This window comes from Kocuria sp. CPCC 204721, from assembly GCF_040980945.1.
GTDB classification, from domain to species: domain Bacteria; phylum Actinomycetota; class Actinomycetes; order Actinomycetales; family Micrococcaceae; genus Kocuria; species Kocuria marina.
On sequence record NZ_JAVKPO010000001.1, the window covers coordinates 317,384 to 337,204 of the forward strand.

Annotated in this window: 22 protein-coding genes and 2 tRNA genes; 13 read left to right on the top strand and 11 right to left on the bottom strand. The window is 69.6% G+C overall.

Features of this window, described 5'->3' with window-relative positions; translation table 11 throughout:
* Window positions 1-350: 350 nt before the first annotated feature.
* Window positions 351-2,285, top strand: coding sequence for a DEAD/DEAH box helicase (locus RF637_RS01470; RefSeq protein ID WP_368844088.1), 1,935 nt, complete (start codon window positions 351-353; stop codon window positions 2,283-2,285).
* A gap of 241 nt (window positions 2,286-2,526) precedes the next feature.
* On the opposite strand, the gene RF637_RS01475 is transcribed toward RF637_RS01470, so the two are convergent.
* From RF637_RS01475 to RF637_RS01485, 3 genes are all read right to left on the bottom strand, one after another.
* Window positions 2,527-3,168, bottom strand: a complete 642-nt coding sequence (locus RF637_RS01475) for a hypothetical protein (RefSeq protein ID WP_368843977.1) — start codon at window positions 3,166-3,168, stop codon at window positions 2,527-2,529.
* Between the two features lie 153 nt (window positions 3,169-3,321).
* The gene (locus RF637_RS01480) at window positions 3,322-3,579 is read right to left on the bottom strand and encodes a hypothetical protein (protein WP_144998274.1); all 258 of its coding nucleotides are present in this window, start codon (window positions 3,577-3,579) and stop codon (window positions 3,322-3,324) included.
* 27 nt (window positions 3,580-3,606) lie between these two features.
* Complete coding sequence (locus RF637_RS01485; RefSeq protein WP_167318163.1) at window positions 3,607-3,864, bottom strand: hypothetical protein; 258 nt, start codon at window positions 3,862-3,864, stop codon at window positions 3,607-3,609.
* A gap of 313 nt (window positions 3,865-4,177) precedes the next feature.
* Here RF637_RS01485 and RF637_RS01490 point away from each other — a divergent pair.
* From RF637_RS01490 to RF637_RS01515, 6 genes are all read left to right on the top strand, one after another.
* A tRNA-Thr gene (locus RF637_RS01490) sits at window positions 4,178-4,249 on the top strand.
* Window positions 4,250-4,302: 53 nt separating this feature from the next.
* Window positions 4,303-4,376: transfer RNA gene (locus RF637_RS01495), tRNA-Met, on the top strand.
* Window positions 4,377-4,798: 422 nt separating this feature from the next.
* On the top strand, window positions 4,799-5,248 hold the full coding sequence (locus RF637_RS01500; RefSeq protein ID WP_064845251.1) for a MaoC family dehydratase N-terminal domain-containing protein: 450 nt from the start codon (window positions 4,799-4,801) through the stop codon (window positions 5,246-5,248).
* On the top strand, window positions 5,245-5,727 hold the full coding sequence (locus RF637_RS01505) for a MaoC family dehydratase (RefSeq protein WP_098055971.1): 483 nt from the start codon (window positions 5,245-5,247) through the stop codon (window positions 5,725-5,727). Before RF637_RS01500 ends, RF637_RS01505 begins: the two co-directional genes overlap by 4 nt.
* An 11-nt stretch (window positions 5,728-5,738) precedes the next feature.
* The gene (locus RF637_RS01510; RefSeq protein ID WP_368843978.1) at window positions 5,739-6,872 is read left to right on the top strand and encodes a UDP-N-acetylmuramate dehydrogenase; all 1,134 of its coding nucleotides are present in this window, start codon (window positions 5,739-5,741) and stop codon (window positions 6,870-6,872) included.
* A gap of 178 nt (window positions 6,873-7,050) precedes the next feature.
* Complete coding sequence (locus RF637_RS01515) at window positions 7,051-7,458, top strand: PGPGW domain-containing protein (RefSeq protein ID WP_368835029.1); 408 nt, start codon at window positions 7,051-7,053, stop codon at window positions 7,456-7,458.
* A 67-nt stretch (window positions 7,459-7,525) separates the two neighbouring features.
* Here RF637_RS01515 and asd read toward each other — a convergent pair whose 3' ends face one another.
* The 7 genes from asd to RF637_RS01550 form a co-directional block, all read right to left on the bottom strand.
* A complete protein-coding gene (gene asd / locus RF637_RS01520; protein ID WP_144931504.1) occupies window positions 7,526-8,662 on the bottom strand; it encodes an aspartate-semialdehyde dehydrogenase in 1,137 nt (378 codons plus the stop codon).
* A gap of 27 nt (window positions 8,663-8,689) precedes the next feature.
* Window positions 8,690-9,034, bottom strand: coding sequence for a GNAT family N-acetyltransferase (locus tag RF637_RS01525; protein ID WP_368843979.1), 345 nt, complete (start codon window positions 9,032-9,034; stop codon window positions 8,690-8,692).
* Between the two features lie 33 nt (window positions 9,035-9,067).
* A complete protein-coding gene (locus tag RF637_RS01530) occupies window positions 9,068-9,814 on the bottom strand; it encodes a dihydrofolate reductase (protein ID WP_368843980.1) in 747 nt (248 codons plus the stop codon).
* Window positions 9,811-10,629, bottom strand: coding sequence for a thymidylate synthase (locus RF637_RS01535; RefSeq protein WP_368843981.1), 819 nt, complete (start codon window positions 10,627-10,629; stop codon window positions 9,811-9,813). Before RF637_RS01535 ends, RF637_RS01530 begins: the two co-directional genes overlap by 4 nt.
* Before the next feature lie 137 nt (window positions 10,630-10,766).
* Window positions 10,767-11,717 carry an NUDIX hydrolase gene (locus RF637_RS01540; protein WP_064845244.1) on the bottom strand — a complete coding sequence of 317 codons (951 nt, stop codon included), beginning with the start codon at window positions 11,715-11,717 and terminating at the stop codon, window positions 10,767-10,769.
* A gap of 75 nt (window positions 11,718-11,792) precedes the next feature.
* Entirely contained in the window at window positions 11,793-12,704 is a 912-nt protein-coding gene (gene mshD / locus RF637_RS01545; protein WP_085108431.1) for a mycothiol synthase, read from the bottom strand.
* A 32-nt stretch (window positions 12,705-12,736) separates the two neighbouring features.
* Window positions 12,737-13,426 (bottom strand): winged-helix domain-containing protein, encoded by a 690-nt coding sequence (locus tag RF637_RS01550; protein WP_368843982.1) that lies wholly within the window; start codon window positions 13,424-13,426, stop codon window positions 12,737-12,739.
* Between the two features lie 181 nt (window positions 13,427-13,607).
* Here RF637_RS01550 and RF637_RS01555 point away from each other — a divergent pair, with 181 nt between their 5' ends.
* From RF637_RS01555 to RF637_RS01565, 3 genes are all read left to right on the top strand, one after another.
* Window positions 13,608-14,216 (top strand): hypothetical protein, encoded by a 609-nt coding sequence (locus RF637_RS01555; RefSeq protein WP_035959995.1) that lies wholly within the window; start codon window positions 13,608-13,610, stop codon window positions 14,214-14,216.
* 115 nt (window positions 14,217-14,331) lie between these two features.
* Window positions 14,332-14,940 (top strand): FABP family protein, encoded by a 609-nt coding sequence (locus RF637_RS01560; RefSeq protein WP_368843983.1) that lies wholly within the window; start codon window positions 14,332-14,334, stop codon window positions 14,938-14,940.
* Window positions 14,937-16,160 (top strand): folate-binding protein YgfZ, encoded by a 1,224-nt coding sequence (locus tag RF637_RS01565; protein WP_253270427.1) that lies wholly within the window; start codon window positions 14,937-14,939, stop codon window positions 16,158-16,160. The genes RF637_RS01560 and RF637_RS01565 overlap by 4 nt, the downstream gene beginning before the upstream one ends.
* A gap of 72 nt (window positions 16,161-16,232) precedes the next feature.
* Here RF637_RS01565 and RF637_RS01570 read toward each other — a convergent pair whose 3' ends face one another.
* On the bottom strand, window positions 16,233-17,264 hold the full coding sequence (locus RF637_RS01570; protein ID WP_035959970.1) for a 6-phosphofructokinase: 1,032 nt from the start codon (window positions 17,262-17,264) through the stop codon (window positions 16,233-16,235).
* A 204-nt stretch (window positions 17,265-17,468) separates the two neighbouring features.
* Here RF637_RS01570 and ppk2 point away from each other — a divergent pair, with 204 nt between their 5' ends.
* The 3 genes from ppk2 to RF637_RS01585 all read left to right on the top strand — a co-directional run bounded on the left by ppk2 (window position 17,469) and on the right by RF637_RS01585 (window position 19,771).
* A complete protein-coding gene (gene ppk2, locus RF637_RS01575; RefSeq protein WP_172644385.1) occupies window positions 17,469-18,380 on the top strand; it encodes a polyphosphate kinase 2 in 912 nt (303 codons plus the stop codon).
* 134 nt (window positions 18,381-18,514) lie between these two features.
* On the top strand, window positions 18,515-18,886 hold the full coding sequence (locus tag RF637_RS01580) for a hypothetical protein (RefSeq protein ID WP_368843984.1): 372 nt from the start codon (window positions 18,515-18,517) through the stop codon (window positions 18,884-18,886).
* 27 nt (window positions 18,887-18,913) lie between these two features.
* Window positions 18,914-19,771: a PepSY domain-containing protein gene (locus RF637_RS01585; RefSeq protein ID WP_368843985.1), complete on the top strand. Its 858-nt coding sequence runs from the start codon at window positions 18,914-18,916 to the stop codon at window positions 19,769-19,771.
* Window positions 19,772-19,821: the final 50 nt, after the last annotated feature.

Sequence of the window (19,821 nt, forward strand, 5' to 3'; positions counted from 1 at the left end):
ACAATCACTCCGTTCCACCGAAGCGAGGTTCTTCCGTGTCCACTGACTCCCTGTCCCAGAACGAAAATCCCCACAACGAGACCCCCGAGCACGACGCCGCTCCCGCCGTGACCGACGCCCCCGACAACCACGACGTCGTCGTCGACGCGCAGCGCACCGACAGCGGCGAGGCAACCGAGCCCGCCGACCAGCCTTCCGAGGCCGAGCAGACCGCCCGGGACGACGACGCCGCCGAGCCGGCCGAGCAGCCCGTCGAGAACGACTCTGCCGAGAAGCGCGCCGAGAACAGCTCCACGGAGAAGCCCGCCGACGCCGAGAAGTCCGAACCGAACCCGCCCACGTTCGCCGAACTGGGCGTGGACGCGCGCGTGCTGGCGGCACTGGACGAGGTGGGCTACGAGTACCCCTCGCCCATCCAGGCCGCGACGATTCCCGCGCTGCTGAGCGGCCGCGACGTCGTCGGGCTCGCGCAGACCGGTACGGGCAAGACCGCCGCGTTCGCGGTGCCCGCACTGTCCAAGCTCGCGGAGCTGTCCGACCTGCACGGCCCGCAGCGCAGCACGCGCGTGCTGGTGCTCGCGCCGACCCGCGAACTCGCGCTGCAGGTCGCCGAGGCCTTCGGCTCCTACGCGACCCACCTGGACGACTTCACCGTGCTGCCCGTGTACGGCGGCTCCTCGTACGGTCCGCAGCTCGCGGGCCTCAAGCGCGGCGCGCAGGTGGTCGTGGGAACCCCGGGGCGCGTGATCGACCACCTGGCCAAGGGCTCGCTCAACCTGGACGACATCGCGTACGTGGTGTTGGACGAGGCGGACGAGATGCTGCGCATGGGCTTCTCCGAGGACGTCGAGAAGATCCTGGCGCAGACCCCCACGGAGAAGCAGGTGGCTCTGTTCTCCGCCACTATGCCCAAGGCCATCCGCCGGATCGCGCAGCAGTACCTGCACGACCCCCAGGAGATCACGGTCAAGGCCAAGACCACTACGGGCAGCAACACCCGGCAGCGGTACATGCAGGTCATGGGCCCGCACAAGCTGGACGCCATGACCCGCGTGCTCGAGGTCGAGGACTACGACGGCGTGATCGTCTTCGTGCGTACCAAGGCCGCCACGGAGGAGATCGCGGACAAGCTCAAGGCCCGCGGCTACACCGCCGCCGCGATCAACGGTGACATCCCACAGAACCTGCGCGAGCGCACCGTGGACTCGCTGCGCGACGGCAAGATCGACATCCTCGTGGCCACGGACGTTGCAGCCCGCGGTCTGGACGTCGAGCGGATCTCCCTGGTGGTCAACTACGACATCCCCCACGACACCGAGTCCTACGTGCACCGCATCGGCCGCACCGGCCGCGCGGGGCGCAAGGGTGAGGCCATCCTGTTCATGACCCCGCGCGAGAAGTACCTGCTGCGCGCGATCGAGAAGGCCACCCGCCAGCCCGTCGAACAGATGCGCGTGCCCTCCACGGACGAGGTCAACCAGACCCGCAAGGAGAACTTCGCGCAGCAGATCGAGGAGACCATCGACTCCGAGGACCTCTCGCTGTTCCGTGAGCTCGTGAAGCAATACGAGTCCGAGCACGACGTCGACGCCGTCGAGGTCGCCGCTGCGCTCGCCGTGATCGCCCAGAACGGCCGCCCGTTCCTCCTGGAGGACCTGCCCGAGCTGCCGCAGCGCAAGCGGGACCGCGAGCGCCGTGACGGCGACGGCCCCCGCAATCGCCGTTCCCCGGGGGACGAGGCCGGGATGAAGACCTACAAGCTGGCCGTGGGGCACCGCGATCGCGTAGTCCCCGGCGCCGTGGTGGGTGCCCTCACGCACGAGGGCGGTCTCAACGGTTCGCAGATCGGTGCGATCGACATCCGCCCCACGTTCACGCTCGTGGGTCTGCCCGAGAACCTCCCCGCGGGAACCCTCGACAAGCTGGCCAACACCCAGATCAACGGTTCGCCCATCCGGATCCAGGAGGATCGCGGACCCGGTGGCGCGCGCGGGGGCAAGCCCTTCCGCGGCGGTGACCGTGACCGTGGGCCCCGCAACGACCGGGGCGGGTACCGCGAGGATCGGGGCCCGCGCAACGACCGCGGGGGCTACCGCGGCGACCGTGGTGACCGCGGGGGATACCGTGAGGACCGGGGCGGCTACCAGGATCGCGGTGGGTACCGCGAGGATCGTGGCGGTTACCGCGACGATCGCGGCGGCGGCCGTTCCCGTGGCGGGTTCTACCAGCAGGACCGGCCGCGTCGGAAGAACCGCCCGGACAACGGCGGCTACTCGGGTCGCTGATTCGTCGGTTCACTGCCTCACCGTGAGCCGCTGACTCGCGGATTCGCCGGTTCGCTGCGAGCCACTGAGCCGGCCGACTGAGCAGGACCGGCTCAGCCGGGATGGTCGCTGACGTGGTCGGTCATCGGCGTGGCCGGTGAGTGAGAGCACAAAGGGCCGTGGCCGGGACGATCGTCCCGGTCGCGGCCCTTTTCTGCTTCTCATGTTCCCGTGAGGTGTGAGGTGCGCTGACGCGTGCGGCTCAGGCCACCGTGATGATCTGCAGGTCCTGCCCCACGGTCACCGGGCCGTCGTAGCCGCGGCTGGCCAGCCGGTGCCACTCCACGGGATCGATGGTGCCGCCCGTGTTCTCGATGTGCGAGAGCACCAGGTGGTCCACATGGGAAGCCTGCGCCACGGGTCCCACGTCCTCAACCATCACGTGGGCGGAGTGCGGGGGCATGATCTCGTTGACGGCCACGAGCGAGTCGTAGTCCCGGACGTCCTCGTCCCGCATGAAGATGTTGTTCGTGTAGGCGAACGCCCGCAGCAGGTGCGCGGTCATGGACTTGGTGCCCGGTGTGGGTTCCTCCGGGCTCGCGATCCCCACCGGCCGACCCCCGAACGGTTCCGGCAGACCGCCCGCGGGCCCGGGACCGTACACCGCGAGCTGGCCGGGGATAACGTCCCCGTTCTTTCGGCCCGTCGTGGACGCCATCATGAAGTAGTTGAAGTAGTCGGCCACGGGATCGGCATGCAGATGGGTCAGGCAGATCCCCCGCAGGGACGCGAAGCTCAGCCCCGCCTTGTGGAACTGGGTCACGCAGGCGCGTCCGCAATCGACCAGGTACGTGTGCCCGTCCACGATCGGTGCGGACGAGATCCCGGCGCGGTCCGCAGCCATGGGCGGGCCCGCCTTGGTCCCCACTTCTCGGGGTCACTCGTGACGCGGTGCGCGAGCTCCGCCTCGGTGATGCTGCAGTGGTGGTCCTCGTGCACCAGCCGAAGAGCAACAGCCCCAGGGCCGGGCGCAGGACCAACAGTCCCAGGGCCATGATCAGGCTCCTTCCGTGAGCAGTTCGCCCCGGGCGGGGGCGTTCTGCGCGTCGGGTACATCCCTTGCGGGGGTGCCCAGGATGCTGTGCAGCGCGGCACGCAGTTCGGCGGTGGGATCCGCGAGGTCCTGTCCCGCACCGATGCCGTGAACGGCGATCTGCAGACCCAGTTCCTCGCCGACGACGCGAACGGCCTCGCGCCACGGCGCCCCGCCGATCCCGGTCAGCAGGGTGAACCCGCCCGCGGCCCACCAGATCAATCGTGGAGACCCGGCGGCCGTCCTGGGTCAGTTCGAGCAGTTCGGTGCCGAACCGGATGCTCGCCCCGTGGCGCTCGCCGGCGGCCGCAGGATGGGTTCCAGATCGTGCTGGCCGATGTTGCACATGGACGTGGGGCTCGCGTTGTCGTACTCGACCCGCAGGTCGTCGCGCCCGCCCCACGCCTTGCGGCGCGCGATCTCGGTGCCCGCGAAGGACGTGGCGCACATGTTGTTGGCCATGAGCTCGTGGGAGGCCCCGGACCCGGTGGCCTTCGTGCGCTCCAACTAGCAGTTGCACGCGAGCATCGCCCGGATCAGTCCCAACGAGCTGCTGCGTTCCATCTACCTGAGCCTGTTGGACGTCGTGGAGGTGCGCACCGTCTCGGTGCAACCATCCCTGGAGATGCCCCCCTGGATGAGTGCATCCGTTCCCGCCTGGACCTGCACAGGGACCTCGTGGAAGCGGTCGGTCGGGAGGATGCCCCCGAAGCCTGCTGGCTCATCAAGGAGCACACCGTGGCGGGTGAATCGGCGCGGCTTGTGGGGTGAGGTGCTCGTTTTTGCGACCCGCTCATCTCCTGTTAGAGTATTCCGCGTTGCCCCGATAGCTCAGTGGTAGAGCGCCATCTTGGTAAGATGGAGGTCCCGGGATCGATTCCCGGTCGGGGCTCTCATGATGAGAACCTGCGGCTCCTTGTGAACCGTGGGTTTCATCCATGATGTGGCGGTGTAGCTCAGCTGGTTAGAGCGCACGACTCATAATCGTGAGGTCGACGGATCGAGCCCGTCCACCGCTACCGTTCAGGCGCCGTTCCCCTCGGGGAGCGGCGTCTTCGTCGTCCCCGGGCACAATTGCTCCGGGACAGCCGGTCCCGCACCACCCGCTGCTGAGCAGTCCGGGAACGGGCGACCCCCTCGCCGATTGCTGAGCCACCCGTCCGTCAGGTCGACTCGCGGAGGAGCCCGATTCACCTCGCGGCCGTTTGGCCCTGTTCCACTCGAGGAACAGGGCGCCGCACTCCGGAGCAGCCTCCGGGGCGGGTGGGCACGATCGGACGTCGGAGGGGCGAGGCACCATGTCGGGTAGCGGATCAACGCTGGCACAGCGACCCAACGAGAAGGGCGCGGCTGGACGAGCGCGTGCACGGCCCCGGTAGTTCGTGCGGGCCCGCTCGCCCAGTACTCTGGGAGAAATTCTTCCCAGCGATCGAGGAGAGTCATGGCCATATCCGCTGACGTGGTGGGCAGGACCTACCCGTCCATCCCCCCGTACCTCGTGGGCCGCGAGAAGATCCGCGAGTTCGCGAGCGCCGTCCACGCCACGGATGCCGCCCACCACGACGTCGCCGCGGCGCGCGCTGCCGGGTACGCGGACCTGGTGGCCCCGCCCACCTTCGCGATCATTGTGTCCCAGCGGGCCGACGCCGCCCTGGTCAACGATCCCGAGGCCGGGATCGACTTCTCGCGCGTAGTACACGCGGACCAGCGGTTCACGCATCACCGCCCCGTGGTCGCCGGGGACGAGCTGACCGCCGCGGTCACGGTGGACAACGTGCGTCCCCTGGGATCCGGGGCCATGGTGACCTCTCGCGTGGAGATCACCACGGTGTCGGGGGAGAAGGTGGCGACCACCGTGTCGTCGTTGTTGGTACGCGGGGAGGACCAGTGAACATCACGTTCGACGAGCTCGAGAAGGGTCAGTCCATCGGGGAGCGCCGCGTGGAGGTCTCGCGCGCGGACCTGGTGCGTTATGCGGGCGCGTCTGGTGACTTCAACCCGATCCACTGGAACCAGGATTTCGCGCAGGGCGTGGGCTTGCCCAACGTGATCGCCCACGGGATGTTCACCATGGGTGCGGCCGTGGCGCTGGTGACCGAGTGGGCCGGCGATCCCGGCGCCGTGGTGGACTACCAGACCCGGTTCAGCAAGCCCGTGGTGGTCCCCAACGCGTTCGAGGACCGCGTGGTCCCGGGCACCGCGCTGACCGTGAGCGGGGTGATCGGAGTCGTGGATCCCGAGGCGCGTACGGTGCGCGTGGACCTGACCGTGACCGCTCCGGACCTTTCCGAACCGGATACGGATCCGGCCGAAGCCAAGGAGCTCAAGGTGCTCGTCAAGGCTCAGGCGGTTGTGCAGTTCCCGCACTAGAGTGGTGCCTCATGAACGCAGCACGCCTGTCCCACCTCACGACCACGGCCGTGGGGGGCCCCGCCGAGAAGGTCGTGGAGGTGACCACGGAAGCGGAACTCGTCGATGCGGTCTCCCACGCCGACGACGCCGGTGAGCGCGTGTTGATCGTGGGCGGCGGCTCCAACATCCTCGCTTCCGATCAGCCGTTCGCAGGAACCGTGGTGCACGTGGCCACGCGCGGGATCACGGTCTCGGACGAGGACGGCTCGGTCGACCGCGACTCGGAGACGGCGCTCGTGGACGTCGCCGCGGGAGAGCCGTGGGAGGACACCGTTCGGGAGACGGTGCAGCGCGGGCTGGCCGGTCTGGAGACCCTGGCCGGGATCCCGGGCACCACAGGTGCCACGCCCGTGCAGAACGTGGGCGCGTACGGCGCGGAGGTCTCCCAGTGCATCGTGCGGGTGCGGGTGTGGGACCGGGAAGCCCGGAAGGAGCTCACGTTCGGTTTCGCGGACCTGGAATTCTCCTACCGTGACTCCCTGCTCAAACGCAGCATGACTCACGGTTCACCGCGCTACGTGGTGTTGTCCGTGACGTTCCGCCTGCGCAGGCAGGAGCAGTCGATGCCCGTGCGCTACGCCCAGTTGGCCGCCGCTCTCGGGGTCGAGACGGGCCAGAGCGCACCGCTCGCGACCGTGTGGGACACCGTGCTGCGACTGCGAGCGGGCAAGGGCATGGTCCTGGACCCGGAGGACAGGGACACGTACAGCACTGGGTCCTTCTTCACCAATCCGGTGGTCCCGGAGGACGAACTCACGGATCGGATCCCCGCGGACGCCCCCCGCTACCCGGTCCTGGACGCCACGGGACGGGAGGTTCCCGGTGCGGTGAAATTCTCCGCGGCATGGTTGATCGACCACGCCGGTTTCGGCAAGGGATTCGGGCTGCCGGGCACCCGAAACGAGCTGTTGGACCTGGACGGCGGGGAGGTCGCCGGAGGACGCGCGGCGCTGTCCGGCAAGCACACGCTGGCCATGACGAACCGGGGCACCGCGTCCGGGGAGGACGTCGCCGCCGTCGCGAGCACGGTACAGCGCGGCGTGGAACAGGTCTTCGGCGTACGACTGGCCCCCGAGCCCGTGCTGATCGGGCTGTCGCTCTGACGAGCGCGACCCATGGGACGAACGGAACAGTTGTGATGATCGGGGCGAGATGCGTCGGCACGGCGCACCGCATGTGCGGGACGCGCGAGCTGAGCTGGGCCGGCAGTACGCCCCGCACTAACGGGACACGCGGGGCAGGTTGCGTCGGCGCGTCGCACCACCTGAGTGGGACGCGCGCATGAGTTCCGAGTTGCACGAGGAGATCGAGCGCGGCGAACGCGGGGGCCGGGTGCACCGGGCGGTGCTGCGGCTGCGCGCGTTGTCCGAGCGCCACCCCGTGCTGCGGGTCCTGCACAAGGCCACCGTGATCGTGCTCGGCGGGGTGTTCGTGCTCGCGGGGATCGTGATGCTCGTGACGCCCGGGCCCGGGTGGCTTGCGATCTTCCTGGGGCTGGGGATCTGGAGCACCGAGTTCGAATGGGCCCACCGGCTGAATCAGCGGATCAAGCAAGTCGCGCTGCGTGCGTGGCGGTGGTGGGCCAACATCATGGCGCAGTGGCGCTACCGGCGTGCCCGGGACAGGCCCCACACCATGGTGCAGGGGCCGCGGCACATGCGGGCCACGACCCCTGATGATCCTCGCTAGGTCCGGGAACCCCACCGAACGCGCGGATCAACGCGCGCACCGAAACGCCCGGATCAGAACCTCATGATCAGAGGGTTCCCGTGGCGATCTTGAGCATGCGCCGCACGGGCTCCGCCGCGCCCCACAGCAACTGGTCGCCCACGGTGAACGCGGAGATGTACTGCGGACCCATGGACATGGTGCGGATACGACCCACCGGGATCTGCAGGGACCCGGAGGCGGCCACCGGCGTGAGGTCCCGCATGGAGTCCTCCTTGGTGTTGGGCACCACGGTGGCCCATTCGTTGTCCGCGTCCAGCAAGCGCTCGATTTCCGCGACGGGGACCTCCTCGCGCAGCTTGACGGTCAGCGCCTGGGAGTGGGAACGCATCGCGGCGATCCGCACGCACAACCCGTCCACCGGGATGGTCCGGTCCCCGGAGCGGCCCAGGATCTTGTTGGTCTCCGCCTCGGCCTTCCACTCCTCGCGGGACTGGCCGTTACCCAGATCGGCGTCGATCCAGGGGATCAGGGACCCGGACAGCGGGACCCCGAACTGGGTGGTGTCCAGCTCACCGCCGCGCTGCTTGGCGAGCACGGCGCGGTCGATCTCCAGGATCGCGGAGGCGGGATCCGCCAACGGGTCGGCGACGCTCGCGTGGATGTCCCCGAACTGCTGGATGACCTCGCGCATGTGGCGCGCACCGCCACCGGAAGCGGCCTGGTACGTCATGGACGTGGCCCATTCCACGAGCTCGTTGCGGAACAGCCCGCCCAGCCCCATGAGCATGCACGAGACGGTGCAGTTGCCTCCCACGAAGTCCTTGACGCCGCGGTCCAGGGCGGCGTCAATGACGTCCCGGTTGACGGGGTCCAGCACGATCACGGCGTCGTCGTTCATGCGCAGCGTGGAGGCGGCGTCGATCCAGATGCCGTCCCAGCCGTTCTTGCGCAGCTCACTGTGCACGGCCTTGGTGTAGTCCCCGCCCTGGGCCGTGACCAGGATGGGCAACTTGGAGAGTGCCTCGAGATCGTGGGCGTCCTGCAGCACACCAGGATCCCCGGCGCTCCCGACCGAGGGGGCCGGACCCCCCGCATTGGAGGTGGAGAAGAACACGGGATCGAGCTGGGCGAAATCGTTCTCGGCGCGCAGGCGGTCCATGAGCACGGAGCCCACCATGCCGCGCCATCCGATGAAACCTACGGCGGCGGGTTGTGAAGTCATGCGCCCCAGTCTAACGAGGCACCGTGTTCAGCCCCGAGTCCGCGGGTCCGGGGTGGTGGCCAGCAGCTCCCGGTAGGACGGGAAGCGACGCATGTAGTCCTGGATGTAACTGCACGTGACCCGGACCTTGCGGCCGCGCTGCCGGTAGTCGTCCAGCACGCGCGTGACCAGTGTCCGCGCGTATCCGCGGCGGCCGAAGGCCTCCGAGATGATCGTGTGCTGCAGGTCCACGGTGCCGTCCTCGAGCACCTCCACGCCCAGGAACCCGATGTACTGCTCCCCGTCCCACAATTCGTAACGTGAAGCGTCGTGGTTGGGGACCACCTTCAGGTCCGGGCTGTTGTTGATCTGCGGTGTGGGTTCAGTCGTCACGGCGGGGACCTCCATCTCGAGCTGTGTGTCCCATCACGCTATCCCATCGCCCCTGGTCACGGTCCCGGTCGCGGCACCGCGCGTGTATTCGTCGATCCGGTAACGGACCCCCTTGGCGGACTCGGCCCAGTCCGCGACCTCGCGCCGCGCCCACTCGTCGTCGAGGTGTGGGGCGTGGGTGTCGCCGGTGACGTCCAGCTCGATGGTGGTCACGAGCGCCCGGGTCAGGGGCAGCGGAGCGTACGCGGCGGCCTCGCGCCACACCCCCGGGCCGCCGATCACCCAGATCTCGCGCGCGGTCCCCGGCACGAGGGATGGCCCGTCCGAGGAGGCAGCGTCGGTGCGCGACGAGGTCCCGACGGGCGCGGCGTCGTCGGCGCCCGGGGCCGGGGGCAGCAGGCGCAGCGCGAGGGCCACGGCGGCGTCGTACGAGTCCACGGCCCACACCTGCGAACCGTCCGCGGGCACCGAGTCCGGACGGGAGGTGATCACGATGTTGGGCCGGCCCGGCAGGGGCCGGAAACGCTCAGGGAAGGACTCCCACGTGCGCCGACCCATGATCACCGGGTGCCCCACGGTGGTGCGGGAGAAGAACCTCAGGTCCTCGGGCACGTGCCACGGGATGCTGCCGTCCGCCCCGATCACGCCGTCCGGGGACTGCGCCCAGATCCCGCCCACGGCGACGTTGCTTCCGCCGTTCGGGCGCCGCTCACCCTTTGCGGGAGCCACGATCGTGGCGAGTGCGTCCGAGCCTTGCCCGTTCACGACGTCCCCGTTCATACCGCCACCGGGGCCTTGATACCGGGGTGGTGCTGGTAGTCGAGCACCTCGAAGTCCTCGAACTCGTAGTCGAAGATCGACTCCGGGTGCCGGCGCAACTGCAATCGGGGGTACGGGTAGGGCTCACGCGCGAGCTGGGTGCGCACCTGCTCCAAATGGTTGGAGTAGATGTGGCAGTCACCCCCGGTCCACACGAACTCACCCGGGACCAGATCGCACTGCTGCGCGACCATCACGGTGAGCAGTGCGTAGGACGCGATGTTGAACGGCACGCCCAGGAACAGGTCCGCCGAACGCTGGTACAGCTGGCAGCTCAGGGCGTCCGGACCGTCCTCGCGCGGCTGCACGTAGAACTGGAATAGCGCGTGGCACGGGGGCAGCGCCATCCGGTCCACCTCCGCGGGGTTCCACGCGGTGACCATGTGCCGGCGCGAGTCCGGAGTGGTGCGGATGGACTCGACCACGCGGGCAATCTGGTCGATCGTCTCCCCATGCCCGGCGGGCCAGCTGCGCCACTGCACGCCGTAGACGGGCCCCAGGTCCCCGTTCTCATCCGCCCACTCGTCCCAGATGCTCACCCCGCGCTCCTGCAGCCAGCGCACGTTGGAGGAGCCAGAGAGGAACCACAGCAGTTCGAGCGCCACCGAGCGGAAGTGCACGCGCTTGGTGGTCAGCAGGGGGAAGGAGCAGCCCAGGTCGTAGCGGATCTGGCGTCCGAACACCGACAGCGTCCCCGTGCCGGTGCGGTCCGTCTTGGGGGTCCCGTTCTCGAGCACGTCCCGCAGGAGGTCCTCGTAGGGAGTGGGGATGGGCATGGGTCTCCTCTCACGACGCCGCTGCGGCGGCCTCCGCGCGGCGCGCACCTCACGAACGGTCGGGGCGCGCCCGGGTGGGGACAGCGGCGTCGGCGTGGGCATGAACGCGGGCCGGGGGCCCGGCGGTCGGGGTGGTGTCAGTCGTCGAACGGGGAAATGATCTCGAAGCCCACGGCGCGGGCGCTCTGCGAGGCCCGGGGCATGTGCAGCACGATCATCTGACCGGGGCTCAGATACGGGTCCGCGTCCGGCAGTTGCGCTGCGAGCGCGGGCGGCAGGTGCTTGGCGAGCACCTTCAACACGGTGGGCAGCACGGGGCGGTGGGTGCACAGCACCACGGGACGCTCGGTGTCGAAGAGCTGCTCGGTGACCTGGGCCGCGCGCTTGGGATGGCGCTTGTGGGCGGCCTCCGTCAGCTGTGAGCGCTCCTTGACCTTGATCCCGTACTTCTTGGCGTAGGGCACCACGGTGGAGATGCAGCGCAACCACGGGGACGTCACCACGCGCTTCGGTTGCCACGCGGCGAGCAACCGGGTCACGGCGAGCGCCTGACGCTTGCCCGTGGCGGCGAGCGGGCGGTCCCCCTCGGCGCGCTGCCAGGAGGAACGCGGCTTGGCCTTGGCGTGGCGGATCACGATCACGGGGCGGGTGGCCAGGGAGGCCCGCGCGTACAGGCGGGCGAGTTCGTCCAGGGGAGCGGTGTCGTCCTCGTTGGTCAGGATCGAGCGGGCCCGGGCCACGGGCAACCAGCTCATCCGGTCCACCTCGTCGTCCTCCGGGGACGTGTGGGCGAACGGGGAGACCTCCGCGGCCCAGTAGCGCACGAGCTTGTCATGACCGCGGACGGTGTACTCGGTGTCCGCGAGGTGGACCCCCAGGGTGATGTGCAACCCCGTCTCCTCGCGCAGCTCGCGCACGGCCGTCTCCGGCAGCGTCTCGCCGTCGTCCTGCTTGCCCTTGGGCCAGGACCAGTCGTCGTAGCGGGGGCGGTGGATGACCAACACCTGGAGTTCGCCGTCCACCACCCGCCAGCACACACAGCCGGCGGCGAGGATGTCGTACTTGCTCAGGGTCTTGTTCTTCGCCATGACCTGCTCTCCGTAGTCGGACGCTCGACTCGACCGCGCGGCGCGGGCGGGGTTCGGTAACGATCGTAGCCGTCGTCAGCTGCGGTACATGACGTCCACGTGCCAGCGCTCGAAGCCCAGGGATTCGTACAGCGCCACGGCCGCGGGGTTGTCCGCGTCCACGTACAGCATGACCTCGTCCAGCCCCTGTTCGGCCAGGTGGTTGATGCCCGCCGCGGTCAGGGCGCGGCCGAGTCCGTGGCCCTGGTGGTCCGGGGCGATCCCCACGGCGTAGACCTCACCGATGGCCGCGGCGTCCCCCGAGGCCGGGTGCACCTTGGTCCAGTGGAAGCCCGCGACGTCGTCCGGGTCGTCCGCGGCGACCGCGAGCAGGAAACCCCGGGGATCGAACCACGACTCGTTCTCGCGTTCCTGCAGATCGGCGAGCGTCATGCGGCCCTGTTCGGGGTGCTCGGCGAACGCCGCGGCGTTGACCCGCAACCACGACTGCTCGTCCCGGCCCACCTCGAACGCCCGGATCTCGAGATGTTCCGGTAGGTCCACGGGCAGGGGGACGTCCTCGGCGCCGGCCACGGCGCGCTTGAGCTGGTAGAGGTCCCGCACGGCCTCGAGGCCGTGGAGCTCGGCGAGGCGTTGCGCGGCCACGTGGTTGCCGTGGGCCCAGGCCTCCACGGTGCCGTCCAGCTGAGCGCGCAGCTGCCCCGCGATCGCCGTGGCCACACCCCGGTTGCGGTGCTCGGGGTCCACCACGAGCTCCACCGTGTACGTGGACGCGCGATCCGGCTGCGGCACGACCACCGCGGCACCCACGAGGCGCTCGCCGTCGGTGGCCGCGACGCACGTGACCCCCGCACGGCCGGAGCGCACGTCCACGAGGGTCTGGTCGGAGAACGGCGGTTCGCCGTCCGCGGCGTGGGCGCGCTCGGCGAGCGCCACGAGATCGTCGGGGAACGGGATGTCGTCGTGGGCGGTCACGGTCACGGACATGGGATGCCTCCTCGGTGGGTTATGGCGCGCGATCAGGGCGTCTGGTCCCTGCCCGCGGTGTAGCTGTACCCCACGTTACGCACCGTGGTGATCAGGTGCTCGTGATCCGCACCCAGTTTGGCTCGCAGCCGACGGATGTGGACGTCCACCGTGCGCGTCCCGCCGTAGTAGTCGTAGCCCCACACCTCGGAGAGCAACTGGTGGCGCGTGAACACCCTGCCCGCGTGCTGGGCCAGGAACTTCAACAGCTCGAATTCCTTGAACGTGAGGTTCAGGGCCCGCCCGCCCAGTTTCACGGTGTAGGAGTTCTCGTCGATCACCACGGCCCCGGCGCGGATCACGGCGTCGTCGTTCTCGAGCGCGTTCGTCCCGGTGTCGGCGAGCGCGAGGCGCAACCGCGCCTCGATCTCGGCGGGTCCCGCGGTGTGCAGCAGGACGTCGCTCACGCACCATGACGGCGCCACGGCCGCCATCCCGCCTTCGGTCACCGTCACGAGCACGGGCAGCGGGCGTTCGAGCCCGGACAGGGAGACGGCCGTGTTGCGCGCCGTCACGAGGTTGCGGGTGCCGTCCACGATCACCACGTCCGGGCGCGCGGACCCGGTCAGTGCACTGCTCTCGTCCGGGGCGTGCACCCGCACCCGGTGCGGCAGCAGCTCGAGCGCGGGCAGCGCGGACTCCACGGCGGGGGATGCGGTGCTGAGCAGGGCGATGTGGGTCACTGTGGGATCCGCTCGGACGCGAGGTGACCGCTCCCGCGCGGGCACGGCCGATGACCGGGCCAGTATAGGCGGGCCCCGTGGACGTGCGGGGGTACACGTGACCCGCCGCGAGGCCCGCGCCGGTTACGCTGAAACGGGTACGCACCACACCGCCCGCCCTCGGCCCCGAAGGAACCCCGCCATGAAGTACGCGCGCATCATCGTCGCCGCCGTGGTGGCGCTCGTCCTCGCGCTCACGGCGGGCGTGATCGGCTCGTGGGCGCCGCTGCTCGTGTCCGTGGCCATGGCCGTGACGATCGGTGTGGGGTGGCCCGCCGCCGCGGGGATCCAGGCGCGGCGCCGGCACAACGTGCTCATCGCGGTGGCCGGCACCCTCGCGTGCCTGCTCGTACAACTCGTCCCGTCCCAGCGCCTCGTGTGGTTGCCCGCGATCATCGGTGTGTCCTTCATGGCCGTGTGCGTGGCCGAACTCGTGCGGGGGGAGGGTGCCAAGTACCGTCTGGAATCCGCGCTGGCCTCCGCGACGGGGGTCCTGGCCGCGGTTGCCGCCTCGGGGTGGATTGCGTTCTCCCGCGTGGCCCACGACCAGGGACTGAGCAGGTGGCTCACCGTCGCGGGCGTGGGCGCCCCGCTGACCATCATCCTGGTGGTCGCCGGTGCCCGCGTGATCTCCGCGGCCCCCGAGAACCTGCGCCGCAGGGGCATGATCACGCTCGGTGTCACACCCGTGGCACTGTTCGGTATGGTGGCCGTTTTCGCGACCCAGCTACTGGCCGCCGTGGTAGCGTGAAGCCATGCTTGCTCTCGAAATCTTCTACCTCGTCCTGCTCGGCCTCGCGGGCCTGTGCATCCTCGGAATCTCCTTGAAGGTCGTGTTCAGCCTCTTCAAGGGCCAGCTGTAACTCGTGCCCGTCGAGATCCCCACGGACCTGACCCCCGAACTCGTTCCCTTCGCATGGCTGTTGGGCACGTGGGAGGGCAACGGCTTCATGGGATACGGCGACGCCGAACAACGTGCCTTCCGGCAACGCGTCACGTTCGAACAGACCGGCTTACCGTTCATGATCTACCGCGCGCAGACCACGCTGCTCAACGAAGAGGGCGAACCCCAGCGCGAGGCCACGTACGAACAAGGGTTCTGGGAGCTCGCCCGTCCTCGTGAGGACGGCGACATCGGACCCGGGATGCTCCCGCCGGACCCCGTGCCCGTGCTCAAGTCCGCACAGGACGTCGAGGACCTGCGCAACGCGGACGGCGGCTTCGACATCTCCGTGACGATCGCCCAGCCCGGCGGCGTCGCCGAGCTGTACCTGGGCCAGATCAAGGGCCCGCGCGTGGACCTCAGCACGGACGCCGTGATCCGCGCCCGCGGTGCCAAGGAGTACGTCTCCGGGACCCGGCTCTACGGGCTCGTCAACAACCACCTCATGTGGGCGTGGGACATGGCCGCGCAGGGCCACGAACTCGCTACGCACGCTTCCGCCGAACTGAACAAGGTCGAACCCCAGAAGTGACTGACACCGCACCCTCATACTCCTCCGTCCTGTTGCACCGCCACGGTGCCGTGACCGCGGAAGCGCTGGACGAGGGGGTCGCAGCGCACTACGGCGCCCCCGTGCACGAACAGCGCGCCCTGGCCCGGGGGAGGGCCGTGGTGGACCAGTCCCAGCGCGGCGTCGTGACCGTGAGTGGCCCCGATCGACTGAGCTGGCTCACCACCTTGTCGTCGCAGGTGCTCACCGGACTGACCCCGGGAGTCAGTACCGAAACCCTCTTCCTGAGCATCCAGGGCCGCGTGGAATTCGCTCCGCACGTGGTCGACGATGGCGGGACCACGTGGTTGATCACCGAGGCCCGGGAGGCCGCAGGGCTCGCCGACTGGCTGACCACCATGCGCTTCGCCCTGCGGGTGGAGATCGAGGACGTCAGTGACCGCTGGGCGGTGCTCGTCGCCACGCGGGACCTTCGTGAGCTGCTTCCCGCCCAGACCAACCCCGTGCTGGTGTGGCACGACCCGTGGCCGGGCGTCGGCGCGGGCGGTCACGCCTACGCCGTGACCGAGGACCACCCGGGTGCCGCGCGCTCGTGGTACGAACACCTGATTCCGCTCGCGTCGTTGGAGACCGCGGTCGCGGGTCTCGAGGAACAGGGGTACTCGCTCGCCGGTTCGTGGGCCGCGGAGGCCCTGCGGATCGAGGCCTGGCGGCCGCGCTGGGGCGCGGACACGGACGAGAAGACCATCCCGCACGAACTGGACTGGATGCGCACCGCCGTGCACCTGGCCAAGGGCTGCTACAAGGGCCAGGAGACCGTGGCCCGCGTGCACAACCTGGGCCACCCGCCGCGCCGGCTCACGTTCCTGGACCTGGACGGTTCCCAGCACACGCTCCCGGGCCCCGGGGCCACGGTCGAGCTGAACGGCAAGGTCGTGGGTCGCGTGACCGCGGCCCAGTTGCACCACGAGGCCGGCCCCATCGCGCTCGCCGTGCTCAAACGCTCGGTCGCCCCGGACGCGGTGCTCACCGTGCGGGACACCGTCGTGCAGGGCTCGGAGGAGGCCGCATCGAACGGCAACGGCGCGTCCGACGACGCCGCGGGCGGCACGTCCGCGGACGCACCCGCCGAACAGTGGGCCGCCGCCCAGACCGTGGTGGTCCCCCCGGATGCCGGGTCCGTGGTGGGCCGGGCCCAGGGGCTCATGCGCGGTCCGCGCGGCGGTGGAATGCGGCTCTGACCTAACACGACTGATATGTGATGGCGCCCCGTTCCCCTCGGAGGGGAATGGGGCGCCACCACGAGTCGGGGCTCAGCGACCGAACAGCACCTTGGCCTCGTCGTAGCGGTCCTGCGGTACCACCTTGAGCCCGTCGAGCGCCTCGGAGAAGTCCACGCGCACCACGTCCGTGCCGCGCAGCGCGCACATCTTGCCCCACTGCTTCTCGGTGGCCATCCCCACGGCGGCGATCCCCAGTCGCGTGGCCAGGACACGGTCGAAGCCGGTGGGCGCGCCACCGCGCTGGATGTGACCCAGGATCGTGTTGCGGGTCTCGATGCCGGTGTTCTCCTCGATCTCCCGCGTCACGAAGTCCCCGATGCCCCCCAGCCGCGGGCGCCCGGACGCCTCGGTGCCCTTGCCCGCGATGGCCTCCTCGCGGTCGTCGGGGATGAAGCCCTCCGCCACGACAACGAGCGGTGAGCGGCCACGCTCGTGGACCTCACGGACCCACTCGGAAACCTGCTCCATGGACTCCCGGAATTCGGGGATCAGGATGGCGTGCGCGCCGGCGGCCATGCCGGAGTGCAGCGCGATCCAGCCCACGTGGCGGCCCATGACCTCCGCGACCATACACCGGTGATGCGATTCGCCGGTGGTGCGCAGCCGGTCCATCGCATCCGTGGCGATCGAGACCGCGGTGTCGAAACCGAACGTGAAGTCGGTGGCCTGCAGGTCGTTGTCGATGGTCTTGGGCACGCCCACCACGGGCAGCCCCGCGTCCGCGAGCCGCTTGGCGCCGGCCAGGGTGCCTTCGCCGCCGATCGCGATCACGGCGTCGATCCCGTGACGCTCCAGGACCTTGGCGATGTTCTCGGGACCGCCCTGGGGGCCGTCGAAGGGGTTGGTGCGCGAGGTGCCCAGGATGGTCCCGCCCTGGCGCGCGAGGCCGCGTACACTCTGCCGCGGCAAGTCGATGATGTCCCCTTCGACGACGCCGCGCCAGCCGTCCCGGAAGCCCACGAACTCGTGATCGAAAGATTTGATGCCGTGTAACACCGCGCCGCGGATCACCGCGTTGAGTCCGGGGCAGTCCCCGCCGCTGGTCATGAGCCCGATTCGCATGTGTGCCTCAGTTCCCCTCTGTCGTGTCGTATCGTTGTTCCCCTTCCATCCTAGTAACGCGCGCTCGGCGTTGCCCGGGACACCGGATAAACGGATGCGCGGCACATGGTGGGTCCCGTCCACCCGTGGTTAATGTGGACAACTAAGATCGGGGGAGGATCTGTGAACACGCCGTTCGCGATGTCAGGCCACCAGGAGGACGTTATGACCGCCCAGCAAGAACCGGCCCGGGAGAACCTGCGCGAGTTTATCGACAAGCTTGTGGACCAGGGTTACACCGTGCGGGACGGGCAGTCCCCGGACCCCGATCTGATCGACCCGGGTGGAAGCGCGGTGGAGACGTGGCGTGAGGGGTACCCGTACGACGAGCGGATGTCCCGCGAGGACTACGAGCTCGAGAAGTACCAGTTGCAGATCGAACTGTTGAAGTTCCAGTACTGGGGTCAGGACAACGACCTCAAACACGTGATCGTGTTCGAGGGTCGGGACGCCGCGGGCAAGGGCGGGACCATCAAGCGTTTCACCGAGCACCTCAACCCCCGCGCCGCCCGCGTGGTGGCCCTGAACAAGCCCTCGGACCGCGAGCAGGGCCAGTGGTACTTCCAGCGCTACATCCAGCACCTGCCCACCAACGGTGAGATCGTGCTGTTCGACCGCTCGTGGTACAACCGCGGCAACGTGGAGCGCGTGATGGGCTTTTGCACGGACGAGCAGTACGAGAGCTTCATGCTGCAGGCGCCCGTGTTCGAGAAGATGCTCGTGGACTCGGGGATCCACCTGACCAAGTTCTGGTTCTCGGTGACGCAGCACGAGCAGCGCACGCGCTTTGCGATCCGCCAGATCGACCCGGTGCGCCGCTGGAAGCTCTCGCCCATGGACCTCGCGTCCCTGGACCGCTGGGAGGACTACACCGTGGCCAAGGAGGAGACCTTCCGCCGCACGGACACGGACCACGCCCCGTGGATCACCATCAAGTCCAACGACAAGAAGCGCGCCCGCCTCAACGCCATGCGTTTCTTCCTCAACCAGTTCGACTACGAGGACAAGGACACCTCCGTGGTGTACCCGCCAGACCCGCTGATCGTGCGCCGCGGCCGCGACGCCGTGGACGACTGACACCCGGCTCCTCCCACCGCCCCCCCGGAAGCGTCCATGGTTGGTTCCACCCCGTGAGCCGCCCGGCCTGATTGATTCGTGGCGGGGCGGCCGCTGGCGTATTCACACTGTGCACGGCCACGTCCCACTACGCGGTGGACCCGAACTCGCCGAACCTGGCCCTCCTGGCGTTGACCCTCTCGATCGCGGGGCTCGTGTGCGTGCTTCTCGCCGGGCGGCGTCTCGGCGCCGTACGAACCGCGTGTGCCGTGGCGCTGAGCCAGGTGCCCTTCCACGCGCCGTTCTCGCTGGGCGGTCATGCCGCGGGGCCGTCCTCCCACGTGATCGGGACGGCCCACGCCCACGGTCACGCCCTGCACGCCCACGCCCCGTCCCCGCACCTCACGGACGCCCAGTCCCTCGTGCCTCCCGATCCGGCGGCCATGGGTCACGACCCCATGGTGAGGGCCCACGTGGCCGCGGCCGCCCTCACCTTCGTGCTCGTGCGGCACGCGGAGGACGGGTGACGGCGGCTCGCGCACGCCGCCGCGCGTATGTTCTTCAGCGTTCTCGCACTCGTGGTCCCGGCGCTCGTGTCGTGTCACGCACTGCGCCCCGTCCCCCTGGCCTACCTCCTGCCCCCGTGCGCGTGGTCACCCGTGCGCGCCCCTCCCACGCCTGGTTCATGGCCCTGCTGCAAAGACTGCACTCTGCCGCTGCGCACCACGATCGACCGGTTGTACCGGGACCTGCTGCTGGGTGAGCCCGGGCGGCTCTACAGCGAACTCGCGGCCTCGTGGCTGGGTGTCATGGCCGTGAGCAGGATCGTGCTCGTGGTGCTGCACCGACGTCGCGTGGGGCGGGGCCGCTGCGCCCGGGTCACCCTGGACCCGCGCCCGGGGGAGGCCAATGCGTATCGCCGGACCCGGTCGTGCCACACGGCCACGGGCGTGTGGCTGGCCCTCGATTTCCTGTTTCTCGCGGCGTCGGGACTCACGTGGTCCGCGCACGCGGGGGAGAACGTCTCGCAACTGCGCAGCGCGTTGCACTGGACCGCCCCCAAGGTGTCCACGGCCCTGCCGGGGTCCGCACAGCGGCAGGGTGTCGGGGACGAGCATGCCGAGCACCGCGGGCGCGGGTTTCGGCCCCGTACCCCCACGGCGGTGCGCGGCGCAGCGCACCGCCGTGGGCGTGGCCGCTGCTGCTCGTGGTGGGTCTCGGCGCGGGGTTGTTCGTGCCGCTGCTGGGCATCTCGCTCGTGGCGTTGCTCGCGGCGGATCTCGTGGTCGCCGTCGTCGCACAACGCCGCTCGGCCCGGGAATCCGCGCACTGATCATTCGTGCGGACGGTGCTCCCCGAACGGGCCGCGCCGTCTGAACGGATGTCGCTCCCTGCACGAACAGCACCCCTGAACGAGCAGCACCCCCGACAGCGGTCATCCGCCGTCGGGGGTGCGTGCGCT